This is a genomic window from Fluviirhizobium alvei (assembly GCF_030551875.1).
Taxonomy (GTDB): Bacteria; Pseudomonadota; Alphaproteobacteria; order Rhizobiales; family Rhizobiaceae; genus Rhizobium_E; species Rhizobium_E alvei.
The window spans coordinates 16,640-31,655 of the sequence record NZ_JAUOZU010000006.1; the positions used below are offsets into that span (position 1 = coordinate 16,640).

15 protein-coding genes are annotated in these 15,016 nt (G+C 60.9%); 5 read left to right on the forward strand and 10 right to left on the reverse strand.

Features of this window, described 5'->3' with window-relative positions; translation table 11 throughout:
• Positions 1 to 244: 244 nt before the first annotated feature.
• Positions 245 to 2,278 carry a YgiQ family radical SAM protein gene (locus Q4481_RS06510; protein WP_304375520.1) on the forward strand — a complete coding sequence of 678 codons (2,034 nt, stop codon included), beginning with the start codon at positions 245 to 247 and terminating at the stop codon, positions 2,276 to 2,278.
• Positions 2,279 to 2,852: 574 nt separating this feature from the next.
• Here Q4481_RS06510 and Q4481_RS06515 read toward each other — a convergent pair.
• The gene (locus tag Q4481_RS06515) at positions 2,853 to 4,166 is read right to left on the reverse strand and encodes an RsmB/NOP family class I SAM-dependent RNA methyltransferase (protein ID WP_304375521.1); all 1,314 of its coding nucleotides are present in this window, start codon (positions 4,164 to 4,166) and stop codon (positions 2,853 to 2,855) included.
• A gap of 230 nt (positions 4,167 to 4,396) precedes the next feature.
• Here Q4481_RS06515 and Q4481_RS06520 point away from each other — a divergent pair, with 230 nt between their 5' ends.
• Both Q4481_RS06520 and Q4481_RS06525 read left to right on the forward strand, forming a co-directional pair.
• Complete coding sequence (locus Q4481_RS06520) at positions 4,397 to 5,395, forward strand: glutathione S-transferase family protein (RefSeq protein WP_304375522.1); 999 nt, start codon at positions 4,397 to 4,399, stop codon at positions 5,393 to 5,395.
• A 116-nt stretch (positions 5,396 to 5,511) separates the two neighbouring features.
• Complete coding sequence (locus tag Q4481_RS06525; RefSeq protein WP_304375523.1) at positions 5,512 to 6,066, forward strand: hypothetical protein; 555 nt, start codon at positions 5,512 to 5,514, stop codon at positions 6,064 to 6,066.
• Between the two features lie 166 nt (positions 6,067 to 6,232).
• Here the strand turns inward: Q4481_RS06525 and Q4481_RS06530 are convergent, their stop codons facing one another.
• On the reverse strand, positions 6,233 to 8,548 hold the full coding sequence (locus Q4481_RS06530) for a Tex family protein (RefSeq protein ID WP_304375524.1): 2,316 nt from the start codon (positions 8,546 to 8,548) through the stop codon (positions 6,233 to 6,235).
• A 216-nt stretch (positions 8,549 to 8,764) separates the two neighbouring features.
• On the opposite strand from Q4481_RS06530, the gene Q4481_RS06535 reads away from it, so the two are divergent.
• On the forward strand, positions 8,765 to 9,277 hold the full coding sequence (locus tag Q4481_RS06535; RefSeq protein ID WP_304375525.1) for a hypothetical protein: 513 nt from the start codon (positions 8,765 to 8,767) through the stop codon (positions 9,275 to 9,277).
• Positions 9,278 to 9,311: 34 nt separating this feature from the next.
• Here the strand turns inward: Q4481_RS06535 and Q4481_RS06540 are convergent, their stop codons facing one another.
• From Q4481_RS06540 to Q4481_RS06575, 8 genes are all read right to left on the reverse strand, one after another.
• Positions 9,312 to 10,049 (reverse strand): sulfotransferase family protein, encoded by a 738-nt coding sequence (locus Q4481_RS06540; protein ID WP_304375526.1) that lies wholly within the window; start codon positions 10,047 to 10,049, stop codon positions 9,312 to 9,314.
• A 92-nt stretch (positions 10,050 to 10,141) separates the two neighbouring features.
• The gene (locus tag Q4481_RS06545; protein WP_304375527.1) at positions 10,142 to 10,654 is read right to left on the reverse strand and encodes a tyrosine phosphatase family protein; all 513 of its coding nucleotides are present in this window, start codon (positions 10,652 to 10,654) and stop codon (positions 10,142 to 10,144) included.
• Positions 10,655 to 10,661: 7 nt separating this feature from the next.
• Positions 10,662 to 11,273: a YfbR-like 5'-deoxynucleotidase gene (locus Q4481_RS06550; protein ID WP_304375528.1), complete on the reverse strand. Its 612-nt coding sequence runs from the start codon at positions 11,271 to 11,273 to the stop codon at positions 10,662 to 10,664.
• Positions 11,270 to 12,115, reverse strand: coding sequence for a CAF17-like 4Fe-4S cluster assembly/insertion protein YgfZ (ygfZ, locus tag Q4481_RS06555; protein WP_304375529.1), 846 nt, complete (start codon positions 12,113 to 12,115; stop codon positions 11,270 to 11,272). The genes Q4481_RS06550 and ygfZ overlap by 4 nt, the downstream gene beginning before the upstream one ends.
• 61 nt (positions 12,116 to 12,176) lie before the next feature.
• On the reverse strand, positions 12,177 to 12,923 hold the full coding sequence (locus Q4481_RS06560; RefSeq protein ID WP_377353590.1) for a hypothetical protein: 747 nt from the start codon (positions 12,921 to 12,923) through the stop codon (positions 12,177 to 12,179).
• A gap of 17 nt (positions 12,924 to 12,940) precedes the next feature.
• The gene (locus Q4481_RS06565; RefSeq protein WP_304375531.1) at positions 12,941 to 13,198 is read right to left on the reverse strand and encodes a hypothetical protein; all 258 of its coding nucleotides are present in this window, start codon (positions 13,196 to 13,198) and stop codon (positions 12,941 to 12,943) included.
• A 104-nt stretch (positions 13,199 to 13,302) separates the two neighbouring features.
• On the reverse strand, positions 13,303 to 13,719 hold the full coding sequence (locus tag Q4481_RS06570; protein ID WP_304375532.1) for a TIGR02301 family protein: 417 nt from the start codon (positions 13,717 to 13,719) through the stop codon (positions 13,303 to 13,305).
• Entirely contained in the window at positions 13,716 to 14,120 is a 405-nt protein-coding gene (locus tag Q4481_RS06575) for an NUDIX domain-containing protein (RefSeq protein ID WP_304375533.1), read from the reverse strand. The genes Q4481_RS06570 and Q4481_RS06575 overlap by 4 nt, the downstream gene beginning before the upstream one ends.
• Positions 14,121 to 14,215: 95 nt before the next feature.
• Here Q4481_RS06575 and Q4481_RS06580 point away from each other — a divergent pair, with 95 nt between their 5' ends.
• The gene (locus Q4481_RS06580; protein WP_304375534.1) at positions 14,216 to 15,001 is read left to right on the forward strand and encodes an SOS response-associated peptidase; all 786 of its coding nucleotides are present in this window, start codon (positions 14,216 to 14,218) and stop codon (positions 14,999 to 15,001) included.
• The last annotated feature ends 15 nt before the right edge of the window (positions 15,002 to 15,016 follow it).

The window sequence follows — 15,016 nt, forward strand, 5'->3', positions numbered from 1 at the left end:
CGTGAGTTAAGGCGCTGATTTGGGGCAGGGCGGGTGCAACATCTTAGCCCCTCCTCCTTGTGGGGAGGGCAAGGCAATTTCCACACCGCGGGGCGGCTCAGCCATTCGCGTGAAGGTGAAATCATGTCGTCAAGGCGCCCCATTTATCGGATAGAACAGCCCATCCGGCTTGGATCCTATCCCGCTTCCCCGAGTTGATAGAAGTCAGGTTGAATTTGCCGCCCCGTCATCTTATAGGTCGCTCATGGAAACCATAGCCAGCGCCCAAGCCACCGTCCAATCCCTGTCACGCCCGCGTCCGCATGGCGGAACGGCCGCCCCCTTCCTGCCGATGAGCCGCGCCGAAATGGACGCGCTCGGCTGGGATCAGTGCGATGTCGTGCTGGTGACAGGCGACGCCTATGTCGATCATCCGAGCTTCGGCATGGCCATCATCGGCCGGTTGCTGGAATCGCAGGGCTTCCGCGTCGGCATCATATCGCAGCCCGACTGGCAGTCGGCTGAAGCTTTCAGGGCGCTCGGCAAGCCGCGCCTGTTCTTTGGCGTCACCGGCGGCAATATGGATTCGATGGTCAACCGCTACACGTCGGACCACAAGATCCGCCAGGACGATGCCTATACGGCGGGCGGCAAGGGCGGGGCCCGGCCGGATCGCTCGACGATCGTCTATTCGCAGCGCTGTCGCGAGGCCTACAAGGATGTGCCGGTGGTGCTCGGCGGCATCGAGGCGTCGCTCCGCCGCATTGCGCATTACGACTACTGGTCCGACAAGGTGCGCCGATCGATCCTCGCCGATGCCAAGGCCGATCTCCTGATCTACGGCAATGCCGAACGCGCCGTGGTTGAAGTCGCCCAGCGCCTCGCCGATGGCGAAACGCCGCGCGATCTCGAATCCGTTCGCGGCGTGGCGCTGTTCCGCAAGGTGCCGGAAGGCTATTTCGAGCTGCATGCCGACGATCTCGATTCCGCCGATGAGGGTGCGACCCGCAGGCCCGGCGATACCGTGATCCGCCTGCCATCCTTCGAAGTGGTCGAAAAGGATCGCGAGGCCTATGCGCGCGCCTCCCGCGTTTTGCATCGCGAAGCCAATCCCGGCAATGCCCGGCCGCTCGTCCAGCGTCATGGCGACCGCGACCTCTGGCTCAACCCGCCGCCGATCCCGCTCACCTCGGAAGAGATGGATGCGGTCTATGATCTGCCTTACGCGCGGGCGCCGCATCCGTCCTATGGCGATCAGCCGATTCCCGCCTGGGACATGATCAAGTTTTCGGTGACGGTGATGCGTGGCTGTTTCGGCGGCTGCACCTTCTGTTCGATTACCGAACATGAGGGCCGCATCATCCAGAACCGCTCGGAAGCCTCGATCCTGCGCGAGATCGAACTGATCCGCGACAAGACGCCTGGCTTTACCGGCGTGATTTCGGATATCGGCGGCCCCACCGCCAACATGTATCGCATGGCCTGCAAGGATCCCAAGATCGAGGCCGCCTGCCGCCTGCCGTCCTGCGTGTTCCCCGACATCTGTCCCAATCTCAACACCTCGCATGATGATCTCATCCGCCTTTATCGCAAGGTGCGCGAGGTCAAGGGCGTCAAGAAGGTGATGGTCGCTTCCGGCGTCCGTTACGATCTCGCCGTCCAGAGCCCGGAATATGTCAAGGAACTGGTGACGCACCATGTCGGCGGCTATCTTAAGATCGCGCCGGAACATACCGAGCGCGGCCCGCTCGACAAGATGATGAAGCCCGGCATCGGCACCTATGACAAGTTCAAGGAAATGTTCGATGCCGCCGCCCGCGAGGCCGGCAAGAAATATTACCTCATTCCCTATTTCATCGCTGCCCATCCCGGCACGACGGATGAGGATATGCTGCATCTGGCGCTGTGGCTGAAGAAGAACCGCTATCGCGCCGATCAGGTGCAGACCTTCCTGCCGTCACCGATGGCGACGGCGACGGCCATGTATCACACCGGCATCAACACGCTGAAGGGCGTGCGCCGTGGCGCCACCGACAAGGTCGAGACCGTGCGCGGCGCCCGCCAGCGCCGGCTGCACAAGGCCTTCCTGCGCTATCATGATCCGGAAAACTGGCCGTTGTTGCGCGAAGCGCTCAAGGAAATGGGCCGGCCCGATCTCATCGGCTCGCGCCCCGAACAGCTGGTGCCGGCGCATCAGCCGCCCGGCACCGGCAAGGCCGCCGCCGTCAAGCGCCCGGCGCGTCCAAACAGCCGCTCGCTGAAATTCACCACCAAGGGTGTGCCGTTTCCGAAAAAGTAACGGGCTTGGCTGATTTGCGGATTGGCTGGTCCGGCGAGGCATTCTCCCTCTTCTCCCCCTGGGGAGAAGGTGGCGCGTTAGCGCCGGATGAGGGGTTTTCCTATTCCGGCGATGGCGCAGATAGCCCCCTCATCGCCTCGCCTACGCTCGGCACGTCTCCCCAAGGGGAGAAGAGGTAAGGCTACGTTGCATCCCCGGGCCATTAGCCTCTGCTATTCTGCACGAAGAATCCGGCTGGCTCCTTCTTCTCCCCTTGGGGAGAAGGTGGCGCGTTAGCGCCGGATGAGGGGTTTTCCATTCAGGCAATGGCGCAGAAGAACCCCTCATCGCCTCGCTTGCGCTCGGCACTTCTCCCCAAGGGGAGAAGAGGTGAGGCTACTTTGCATCCCCGGGCCATTGGACTCTACTATCCTGCACGACGGAATTGGCTGGCTCCCTCTTCTCCCCTTGGGGAGAAGGTGGCCCGCAGGGCTGGATGAGGGGTTTTCCTATTCAGGCAATGGCGCAGAAGAACCCCTCATCGCCTCGCATGCGCTCGGCACTTCTCCCCAAGGGGAGAAGAGGATGGCTCGTCTCAGCCTGCGACAGGCTCGGCCTTGCGCTGCAGGACGGCGGCAAAGAAGCCATCGGTATCGTGGCGCGCCGGCGTCAGCGACAGATAGTCAGGATGGGCGGATTGGATCTGGTGCAACTCGGTATCGGCAAGCGGCACCGCTTCGAAAGCGGGAGAGGCGGCAAGAAAGGCGGCAACCTGCTGTTCGTTTTCCTGCGGCAGCATCGAGCAGGTGGCATAGACCAGCCGGCCGCCGGGTTTGACGAGCCGGGCGGCACTTGCGAGAATTCGAGCCTGCAGGGCCACGAGGCCATCGAGCCCGTCGGCCTCGGAGGCGCGCCAGCGGGCATCGGGGTTGCGTCGCCAGGTGCCGCTGCCGCTGCAGGGCGCATCGACCAGCACACGGTCGTAGCTCGCCTTGTGGCGCTTGACCCATTTGTCGGATTCACTCGTCAGCAGCCGCGTCTGGATATTGTGAAAACCGGCCTGGCGGAACCGTTCGGCGGCTCGTTTCAGCCGTCCGTCGCTTATGTCGCAGGCCATGATATGGCCCCGGTTTGCCATCTCAGCCGCCATCGCCAGCGTCTTTCCGCCGGCGCCGGCGCAGAAATCGACAACGCGTTCTCCGGGTCGCGCCGCGACGAGGAGCGCCACCAGTTGCGAGCCCTCGTCCTGGATCTCGACCGCGCCGCTTTTCAGCATCGGCAGATCCGACAGCGATGGACGTTTCGCCACCCGGATGCCAAAGGGCGCCATCGGGCATGGCTCGGCCTCAAGGCCGAGATCGCGCAGCGAGCGCAGCATCGCCGCGCGGTCGGATTTGAGCGGATTGACGCGCAGGTCGAGCGATGCGGGCTTGAGGAGGGCAGCCATCTCGCGTCCGAATTGGTCACCGAACCGCTGCCGCAGAGGTTTGAGCGCCCAGGCCGGGCATTCGGTGCGCACCTCTTCCGGCATCGAGGGATGCTCGATCGTAGAGCCCTGCAATTTGCCGATCAGCGTGCGTTCCGGCTCACTAAGCCCGTTTGGCGCCGCTGGCTTGCCCGAAAAAAGGCTCTCGAGCTGGGCGAGTGCCATACGACCGTTGATGACGAGCCATGCGATGAGCCGGTTGCGCGGGGTCGCTTCGCGACCGTGCTTCTCGAGCCACCAGCCGAGCCGAGCATGATGGCGCATCAGCGCATAGAGCTCTTCGGAAATGGTGCCGCGATCCCGGTCGCCGATCTGGCGGCGGGCGCGAAACCAGGCCGAGACGACCGCATCGGCGGGCCGCGCGGCGGTCTCGATTTCCTGCATCAGATCCAGAATGGCTTTAAGACGTTCGGCGGCGGTCACGGATACACTGTCGATTGGGGGCGATGGCCCCTCATAGGCGAAACTCCTTCGGCTGACAATTGCGTGAAAGGAGGGTTCTCGTTCCCTGCCATATCCCCGCACATTCATCCCCTGATAGGCTTGCCTGAACCACTGCGTCTCTTTCGCTTGACAATCCGTCAACCTCAGGGCGGCTTGATCGATCCCCGGTTCGGGTTCATGGGAGAGGCACAACATCACGGAGGTGCGCCATGCCGCAATTGCTGAACGGAAAATGGGTCAATGACGATGTCGCGGCAAGCGAAATGAAAAATGGCGCGTTCCATCGCGAGCCGACCCGTTTTCGCAGCTGGTTGACGGCCGATGGCGGGCCGGGGCCCGATGGCCAGCCGGGCGTCAAGGCCGAGCCGGGCCGCTATCAGCTCTTCATTTCGCGCCTCTGTCCCTGGGCCTCGCGGACCTATGTGATGCGCAACCTGAAGGGGCTCGAAGATGTTATCTCCGTCTCGATCGCCGATGGCGCCATGACCGACAATGGCTGGGAATATCCGACCCCGCAGGAGACCGGCAGTCATACGCCCGCCATTTCCTACCAGCACCAGCTTTATACGCTGAGCGACCCGACCTATTCGGGCAAGGTGTCGGTGCCGGCGCTCTGGGACCGCAAGGAGGGCAAGATCGTGAATAACGAATCCTCCGAAATCATCCGCATGCTCAATGATGCATTCGACGCGTTTACCGGCAACCGGCTCGATTTCTATCCCGAGCCGCTGCGTAAGGTGATCGATGACTGGAATGCGCTGATCTATGACACGGTCAATAACGGCGTCTACAAGGCTGGCTTTGCCCAGAGCCAGGAGGCCTATGAAAGCGCGGTCGTAGCCCTCTTTGCAACGCTCGACCGGCTTGAAGCCCATCTTGGTGAAAACCGCTATATTGCCGGCGAATTCCTGACCGAGGCCGATATCCGCCTGTTCATGACGCTGATCCGCTTCGATGTCGCCTATGTCGGCGCCTTCAAATGCAACATCCGCCGTATCGAGGATTATCCCAACCTCGCAAACTATACCCGCGAGCTCTACCAGTGGCCGGGCATCACCGACACGGTCTCTCTCGCCGATATCAAGAAGGGCTATTATTCGATCGCCCATATCAACCCCACCCGCATCGTGCCGGTCGGGCCAGCGGTGGATTATGCGCGGCCGCATGATCGCGACCGGCTCAAGGGCAGGGGTGTGTGGGTGCGTTGACGCGGAAGGCTGCATCTGCTCATGACCTGTTCTGAGGATGGCAGGTCCATTGACAAAACTCTACACAACCACTTTGGTGAATGCTTGTCGATGACAACCAAATGAAGTGTGGAGCAATGACTGAAGAAAGCAGCCATCTGTTTGTTCGCAACATGGTTGCATCCGGCCATTTGCCATTGGACATCGTGAAAGCGCTCCGTAAAAAATTCAACATGACGTTGATGCAGGCTTTCGAAATGGTTGTGACCCCGGAAGAGATCCATGTCTTTCTGGATGCGAACAAGAAGCGTGGCGTTAACCAGGCAGGTGCCGTGCGGCTGCTGAAGAAGGTCTATGGTTTGCCGAAAGTCGATGCGGCAAAATATGTCGAGCGATCAGGGAATTGGTCTAATGAGGCTAATTTCTTGAGTATCGAGCTTCGATCTGAAGAGGATGAAGCGGAAATCGACATGAAAGGCTGGCGGGGAGATGTGACCGTTCGTGCAAATGGGCGTACAATAACCCCCACTTTCTATCAGCCGGTTCGGCTGAAACAGGAAATCGAGATCTGGGAGCGATCCAAAGATTGGAACTGGATCGAGGAAATGATCATCCTCCAGGATAGCCTATTGAATGATGACATCAGGGATCGCATCCAGCGCTTGTTTAAAGCAGGTTACTTCGACGAATGAACCGGCTCAAGGACGCCTGCGCTTAGTTCGCGCATTAGGCCCCCCTCTCGAACAACGGCTTTCGCTCGGCCTGCCCTTGAGCCTACTTAGCTCAGAACAAGTTCTTTGCTTTGCCGCGCTGCGCCGGTCGCTCCGAAGCCTCTCCCGCAAGGGGAGAGGAGACTCCTCACTTCTTCTTCATCGCTTCCATCAGGGCGGCACCGAAGGCGCCCTGGCTCGGGGCCTGCGGCTTGCCGGCCGGCGGCTTGGGCGAGGCGCGGAAATTGTTGGGCGACGATCCCGGACGCCTGTCCTCGCGCGGCTCGCGGGGGCCTGACGCTTCCTTCTTCATCGACAGTGCGATGCGCTTGCGCTTGGCATCGACCTCGACGACCCGGACCTTGACGATATCGCCGGCCTTGACCACCTCATGCGGGTCCTTGATGAAACGGTCAGCCAGTTCGGACACATGCACGAGCCCGTCCTGATGGACGCCGATATCGACGAAGGCACCGAAGGCGGCGACGTTCGTGACCGTCCCTTCGAGCAGCATGCCCGGACGCAGGTCGGAAATCTCCTCGACACCATCGGCGAAGGTCGCGGTCTTGAATTCCGGACGCGGGTCGCGGCCCGGCTTTTCAAGCTCGGCAATGATATCCTTGACGGTCGGCAGACCAAAGGTCTCGTTGATGAACTGGCGCGGATCGAGTTTCTTGAGCGCGCTGGAATCGCCCATCAGGTCGCGCAGGTCGCGGCCGCAGGCTTTGACGATCTGCCGCGCCACCTCATAGGCTTCCGGATGCACGGAGGAGGCGTCGAGCGGTTCGCTGCCATTGGCAATGCGCAGGAAGCCGGCGCACTGTTCGAAGGTGCGGGCCCCCAGCCGCGGCACCTTCAAAAGATCCTTGCGCGACTTGAAGGGGCCATTTTCGTTGCGATAGGCAACGATGGCTTCGGCGATCGAGGACGACAGGCCCGACACGCGCGACAGAAGCGGCGCCGAAGCGGTGTTGAGATCGACCCCGACCGCATTCACCGCATCTTCGACGACGCCATCGAGCGATCGGCCGAGCTTGCCCTGGTCGACATCGTGCTGATACTGGCCGACGCCGATCGATTTCGGCTCGATCTTGACGAGTTCGGCGAGCGGATCCTGCAGGCGCCGCGCAATCGAGACCGCACCGCGCAGCGACACGTCGAGCTTGGGAAATTCCTGCGCGGCAAGTTCGGAGGCCGAATAGACCGAGGCACCAGCTTCCGAGACGATGACCTTGGTTGGCTTCGGCGCCGGCAATTTGGCGATCAGGTCGGCAGCGAGCCGCTCGGTCTCGCGGCTTGCGGTGCCATTGCCGATCGCGATCAGATCGACCTTGTGCTTGCGGATCAGCGAGGCGAGTTCGGCCTGTGCGCCCATGAGATCGTTGCGCGGCTGGAACGGATAGACCGTGGCCGTATCGAGCAGCTTGCCGGTGGCATCGACGACGGCGACCTTGACGCCGGTGCGGATGCCGGGATCGAGCCCCATCGCCGTACGCGATCCGGCAGGGGCGGCAAGCAGCAGATCCTTGAGATTGCGCGAAAAGACCCGGATCGCCTCTTCCTCGGCGCGTTCCTTCATGTCGCGGATGAGATCGAGCGACAGCGAGGAGGAGAGTTTGACCCGCCAGGCCCAGCCGGCCACATCGCGCAGCCAGCTGTCGCCGGCGCCATTGCCCGATGCATCGAGGCTTGCCGCGACGATCCGTTCGGCCGGCTTGACGGCGGATGTGTCTGTGGCATCGACCTCGATCGTCACGCTCAACACTTCCTCGTTCCAGCCGCGCAGCATGGCGAGAATGCGATGGCTCGGCGCCTTGGCCCAGGATTCGCGATGGTCGAAATAGTCGGAAAATTTTTCGGCATTTTCCTTCTTGGCATCGGCAACCTTGGCGACCAGTTCGGCATTGGCCTGCATATGATCGCGCAGCCGGCCGATAAGGGCGGCATTTTCCGACAGTTCTTCGGCGACGATGTCGCGGGCGCCTTCAAGCGCCATCTTGGCATCGGTCACTTCGTCCTTGATGAAGGCTTCGGCAAGCTTGGCGGGATCAGCATTGCGGTTGGCGCGAATGGCATCCGCAAGACCCTGTAGGCCGCGTTCGCGGGCAATCATCGCCCGCGTGCGCCGCTTGGGCTTATAGGGCAGGTAAATATCTTCGAGCGTCGATTTGCTTTCGGCCCGCAGGATCTGCAGCCGCAATTCGTCGGTCAGCTTTCCCTGGCTCTCGATCGAGGAGAGGATCGTGTCGCGGCGCGATTCCATGTCGCGCAGATAGACGAGCCGTTCGGACAGTTGACGCAGTTGCGTATCGTCGAGACCGCCGGTCACTTCCTTGCGGTAGCGGGCGATAAAGGGAATAGTTGCACCCTCATCGATCAGTTCGATGGCGGCAAGCGCCTGTTGGGGCCGCGCATTGATCTCGGCGGCGATGGTGGCGGAAAGGCGCGCATTGTCTGCTGGCATTCTGTCGTCCTCAAATCAGGTGGGCGGAAGATAGCTGCCGAATGCGAAAAGGAAAGGGCAGAGCATCTTTCCCCACAGCCATTCAACAGGCATCGATCGGTCACGGCAAGCCACGGGCAAAGCAAGCCGGCTAACTTTCTCGTAAGGAATCGCCTATCAGAAACTGATTGCTGCGACGTCCCAGAGCGGGTTACGAATTTGATCAACGGAGGAGTGATGTTGCCTGAGGCGGGTGAGAGTGGTTTCGTAGCCTGTGTCTACAAGGGGCTGATCGATGATTTTGCCGCGCGTGCCGTTCGCGCCATGGCAAGAAAGGTCATCAAGGCGGCCCGCAAGAAGTTCGGGCGCCTGATGCTCCGCGTCCGCGATCGCGAAGTCTCGGCCTGGGACTATTACTGCCTCGGTCTGCTGCGCGGCGAGGGCGATTTGCGGGATCGCTTCATCTCTGACTATATCCGCCTCGTCCTGCTCAGAAAAATCGAAAAGATGCATGAGGAGGAGGCGCGGCTGGTCGAAATCGCCCGCCTCGGTCTCTCCGATATCCGCGAAGATGTTGTGCTGACCGGCGAGATGATCTTCGAGCAGATCCACAAGGAAGTAATGAATCTGGCGATGGCCCATGGCCGGGCTGTTCAGGCGCAGACGCTTTCCGACCAGCTGGATCTCCCCGCAGATCTGCAGGGTGCCTTGCCCATGGCGGAACTCGAGTTTTCGCTGTCTCATTCATAGGTTGGCGAGCTGCTAACCGGAGAGGGCCGACGCGTCAGGAAGCGCGAACCGTGGTTTCCGGCAAGATCGGGAAGGGCGAATATTTTTCAATATGGTCCTGCAACTCGTCCCAGTTCTCGAAGCCATCGGCAAGCGAGCCCGTAAACTGCTTGCGATAGGTGCTTGTCAACTCTTCGGGACGGGCTTGCGAGCCGATGAAAGAAAGCAACGCAGCCATGGTTGCAGGTTCGCCAATCTGGTCGTAGCTGATTGCAAAGCTGTCGCGGGTTGCCGCGACCTCCCGGCATTTCGCGAGGTGGCCGCCATAGGTTTTTATGAAGGCTGCTAACGATTCCTCGGTAAAGCGTACCGGTGCCTTCAGCTTTGAATCTTCGATCGTTTGCCCTTTCCGATGGGTCCAGACCTGGGTCGAATGCGCTCGGAGGTAAGAGGCGTATGTTTCGAGCGGATCGCGGAACAGCAACACCCATTTCCAGCTTTCCAGGACGGACTCAAGCGGCGGGACATTGACCAGATGCTGCGGGAAAATCTTGAAGCCGAAATGTTTGCGGGGCGTGAGATTGCGCAGCTCGGATAAAAATCGTGCTGGTTCCGTATCGCGTTGTTCAGTCGTCTGGAAGCTGATTTTGTTGAGGCGAAACTTGTTCAGTTCGATCCGTTTGGTCTTGAACAATTCGCCGTAGCAGGAGACGTCATTTGTGGAGTCCAGCAAACTGACGAGATTGTAGGAACCAGTGCGCGCATGGGCGAGGATAACGAATTGATTGGGCATCAGGTTCTATACCTTCAATGATCTCGAATTGCTAACTTTGACATGCTTGCAGCATCTGGCGCGTGAAGCCACCAGATCCATTGCCAATGGTCCTACCACTCAAGTGCGAAAGGCGCGTCCCCCTCATAATCCCTGCCACGGCCGATGGCCTTGACCGCGCGAACGAGATTGCCCGACCGATCGAGCACATTGTCGCCCAGCTCCACCAGCCGGCTATTGGGGCTGGCTTGCGGTGAGGCGTCACGCAGGCGTTTGACGAGACGGTCTTCATCGAGTTCGGGATCGACGGCAAGCGCTGCGATCAATGCGGCGGCCGGGGATCGCGATACCCCCATCCAGCAATGGACGAGCAGCGGCCGATCGCGGTCCCAGGCGCGGGCAAAATCGACGATGGCGCGCACATGGGCTTCAGCCGGACCGATCAGGCCATCGCCGCCGGCAAAGGCGATATCGTTGACGGCGAGATTGAGATGCCGGCCCGGATCGATGATGCCAGGCCGATGAAAATCCTGCTTTTCGGCAATCAGGCTGATCATTTCGGTGACGCCGTTGCGGGCGGCCACTTCGGCAATCTTCGACAGGGGGGACACGAGGATCGTGGGCATGACTGTCCTATTTGGCTTGGGCGCGGGCGGTTTCGATCGCTTCGAAACGTTCCACGAAAAGACGTTGCGCCACAAGCGCTGGCATCGGAACGAGGGGAAGATTGTCCTTGGAGATGTCGCGCGGCTGGCCAAAGAATTTGCGGGCCTCGGCCATGGTGAAGCCGGCGAGTTCCGTTGCTTCGAAATAGGCCGAAACCGTATCCGCCTTCTTGATCGCGCTCTTGAGCAGCGCCGTCGGATGCGGCGGCAGGCCGAACCGGAGATGGACGGCGGCCTCCAGCCGGCTTTCGATCGTCTTGTATCCACCGCCGACGAAGGACTTGAAGGGCGAAATCATGTCGCCGATCACATATTCGGGCGCGTCATGCAACAGGGCCATCTGCCACTCATCCGCTCTTGACGCCGGATTCTGGCGGCGGAAAATCTCCTCGACCACGAGGCAATGCTGGGCGACCGAAAAGGCATGGTCGCCATGGGTCTGGCCGTTCCAGCGTGCCACGCGCGCCAGACCATGAGCAATGTCGACGATCTCGACATCGAGCGGCGACGGATCGAGCAGATCGAGCCGGCGACCCGACAGCATCCGCTGCCAGGCACGCGGCGGCTGCTTGCCGCTCATGACTGCGCCTCGTCTGCTTCGCGCGGAAATTCGAGACCGGACCAGGCAGGCAGGGCAAGCGTTACCGCAATGCCGCCACAGGTGATCGGAACCTCCTCGACCATCGCCGCACCAGCCTTATCGATCCTGACCACGGCAAGCCCGTCATTGCCCGCGCTTGTCACCAGTTCGCCGATGCTGCGGTCGCCAACGGAAATGGCGCTGCCGCTTTCCGGCAACGGGGATGGGCCGATGACGCGCACAAGGCGCCGCCGCGCGGTGGAGCGGTGCTGCATGCGCGACACCACTTCCTGCCCGATATAGCAGCCCTTGCGGAAATCGAGCCCGCCATTCCGGTCCATGAGAAGATCATGCGGGAAATAGTCCTTGAGGCCGTCATCCTCGCCGGCGCCGGAAATGCCATTGGCAAGCCGCAACGCCGGGTAGGCGCCATCGTCCGCCGGGGCCACGGTCCCATAAAGACGATGGAGGGTGAGGCCGGCCTTGGCGAAGCGCATGTCCCGGAAACATTCGCCCGCGATCACGGCATCGTCCCAGGCTACGGCGATTGCTGCCGTCTCCCGTCGCTTGAAATCGACCTTGGCGCGCAGGCGGTAAAGCGTCAGCCGCTTGATGAGTGGATCGGCGTCAGCCTCTGCAGTCTCGAGCACGAAGCCATCCCCTCTGCGGCCGATCAGGAATTCGAAGAGAATTTTTCCCTGGGGCGTGAGGAGCGCGCCCGGCCAGGTCTCGCCATCGCCGATATCCTCGATATCGGTGGTGATCAGCGTTTGGAGAAGATGGGCGGCATCCGGGCCGGTCACATCAATAAGGGCGCGATTGTCAACGGAGGCGAGGGGCATGGGGCGATTCCGGTTGTCTCGCCCTCAGGTAATCACAGTTCTGCCGCCCGGCAAGCGTCCGTCAGTCTCCCGCGACGAAGAACTTCCATTTGCCATCGGCGGAAATGCCGATGCGATAGAAGTTGTAACCGCCGAATTCCTTCATATCGACCACATCGGCCGCTGTGACGATGCGGTAGAGTTCCACGATTTCGGGCGGCGACAGCTTGTCGAGCGATTTTTCGGCAAAATAGGGCCAGACATAGGTCTCGTTGGGCGTACCCTTGTCTACAAGAGCGGCACCGGTCGACAGGATATCCAGCATGATTGCGAGAATTTCTCGCCCATCCGGATCGCCTGAAATGCTCTTGATGCCGAGGATAGGATCTTCCGGCGCGTCACCGATGGCAATCTGGGTCGGTTCCTTGGCGTCGCCGAGCAGCGGACGCAGCCGTTCGACATCGCCCGATGCGGCGGCTTCCACCAGTGCGACGCGCAATTTCTGCACCGGCGCCGGCAGCAACGCGGGATCGAGAATGATCTCGACAGGAATGTCGGAATGATCATCGACCGCCGGACCGGCATTGTCCTTGGCATTCTTGTCGATCAGGGAATCCGGCATCGGCAGGCCGGTCGCGGGGTCCTCGGCAGAATCTTCGGCTGCGTCGGGATCGTCCATCCCGTCATTCGGGGTCTGGCCGTCCTTCTGAAGTTCGGTCTGGGGAGGGCGCTTCGGCTCTGTCAGCGCCGCAGCGTAGGTAACCGGTCCTCCGACCATCAGGAGAATGAGGAGGGTTCTGAATGCAAAAGACGCGCCTATGGAAGGCATCATCTCAACTCCAATCGTCACTGCATAATGCGTCCCGGCGAGAATTCCCCCGCCAGAATGCGCTCCTTGAGGCTCTCAAGCAACGCTTCCGCACCTTCTTCGCCATAAAGGCGGATCGTTTCCTGCATTGCAAAGCAAATGGCAGCTTCGGCAATGATTTCCGGTTCGATACCGTCGGCGCGCCCGTCGGCCCAGGCCTCGGTCTGGTATTCCAGCGCAGCCTGCATCTTCTCATGGACGATCATGTCGTCAATCTTCTTGAGGCTCGCTTCCATTTTGCAATTCCTTACGGTCGAACGGACCTTACCGATCCGTTAATTCCAATAGCAAGGTTTTCTCAAATCGGCACCGGGCGCAATCAAAAGAGGTTAATTTTTGGTTAATTCCCGAAGCGGGCTGCAATTTCGGCCGCCAGTGTTGCTCCTTCGGCACGGTATTGCGCCTCCGCAGCCCGCGCCTGCGGGGTACATTTCACATAGGTCGAGGCAAAGGCGCGGTAGCCGCGATTGAATGCCGCCGTCAATCTTGCGGCGCGTTGCGGTTCGTTTTTCGTATCTTCGGCCAGCAATTGAGCCATCAGGTTGCGCCATTCGTCCTCGCCACCCTTGCAGAGGTTGCGCAGGTAATGAACAGAGCCAAGGATCTCCGACATCCGCAGGAGCTTTTCATCATAGGGGGTCGGCATTTCCGGTGCGCTCACCACCGGAGGCTCCTCCTTCTTGGCTTCCTCTGCCCGCGCGACCGGTGCCAGCACAGAGGCAAGGAGAACGGATGCAACAACAAGAGGCCGGATCATCGCAAGATTTCCCGCTCGATGCGCAGCACGCATTCCATGACGCTTTCGGGCACCGGCAGATTGCGGATCTCGCGCGGAGAATACCAGCCGGCATCAGCCGCATCATCAGCCGCCACTGCATCGGCATCTTCGTCGGCCTCGACCAGGAAGACGTTGAGATGGAAATTCTGGTCGACCCCTTCCGATCTGAGATCGTAGAAGGCGAAATGACGCGGGGAATGGGCCTGAATTCCGGTTTCCTCATAAAATTCCCGGAGTGCATTCTGTTCAGGCGTTTCGCCGGGTTCAGCGCGGCCGCCGGGAAAGGCATACATGTCGCGCGCCGGCGGGTTCCTGCGTCTGACGAGCAGGATACGACCGGTGCGGATGAGAATTGCGGAGGCGGCGGATTCGGGTTGCATGTCCCCAATATGCATTCCGTGCGATGGTTCGCAACTCATTCGATCATCCAAGCTGTCCGATTGACCTTGCGACGGCCAACTGCCAAAGCTTTGCCATGTGCGGACGATTTTCCCTGACCGCGTCACCCGAAGAGGTGCGCGAGCTGTTTGCGCTGCTGGAGATCGAGGATTTTCCGGCGCGCTACAACATTGCGCCCACCCAGCCGATTCTGGCGATCGTGGCCGCCGACAGTGCCGAGCCCGGTTCCAACCGGCCGGACCGCAAGGCGGTTCTCCTGCGCTGGGGCTTCATGCCCGGCTGGGTGAAGGATCCGGCCGATTTTCCGTTGCTGATCAATGCGCGTGCGGAAACCGCGATCTCCAAAGCTTCCTTCCGCGCGGCGATGCGCCATCGACGCATCCTGATCCCGGCCTCCGGCTTCTACGAATGGCATCGGCCGCCGAAAGGATCGGGGGAGAAGAGCCAGGCCTATTGGGTCAAGCCGAAGAACGGCAAGATCGTTGCCTTTGCCGGCCTGATGGAAACCTGGTCGTCGGCTGACGGTTCGGAAGTCGATACCGGCGCCATTCTGACCGTGGATGCTTCGCCGTCGTTCCGCGCGATTCATGACCGGATGCCGGTGGTCATCGCGCCTGAGGATTTCACGCGCTGGCTCGATTGCAAGACGCAGGAACCGCGCGAGGTGCTCGATCTCATGCGGTCGCCGCAGGACGATCTCTTCGAGGTGATCCCGGTGTCCGATCGCGTCAACAAGGTTGCCAATACCGGCCCGGATATCCAGGATCGCATTCATCCTGTTGCCGGAGAGCCCGAACCGCCGCGTCCCAAAAAGACGGCCCGCCAGGGGCGGGCCGATGATGGACAGATGGACCTGTTCTGAAGGGTTCCCCGGTCC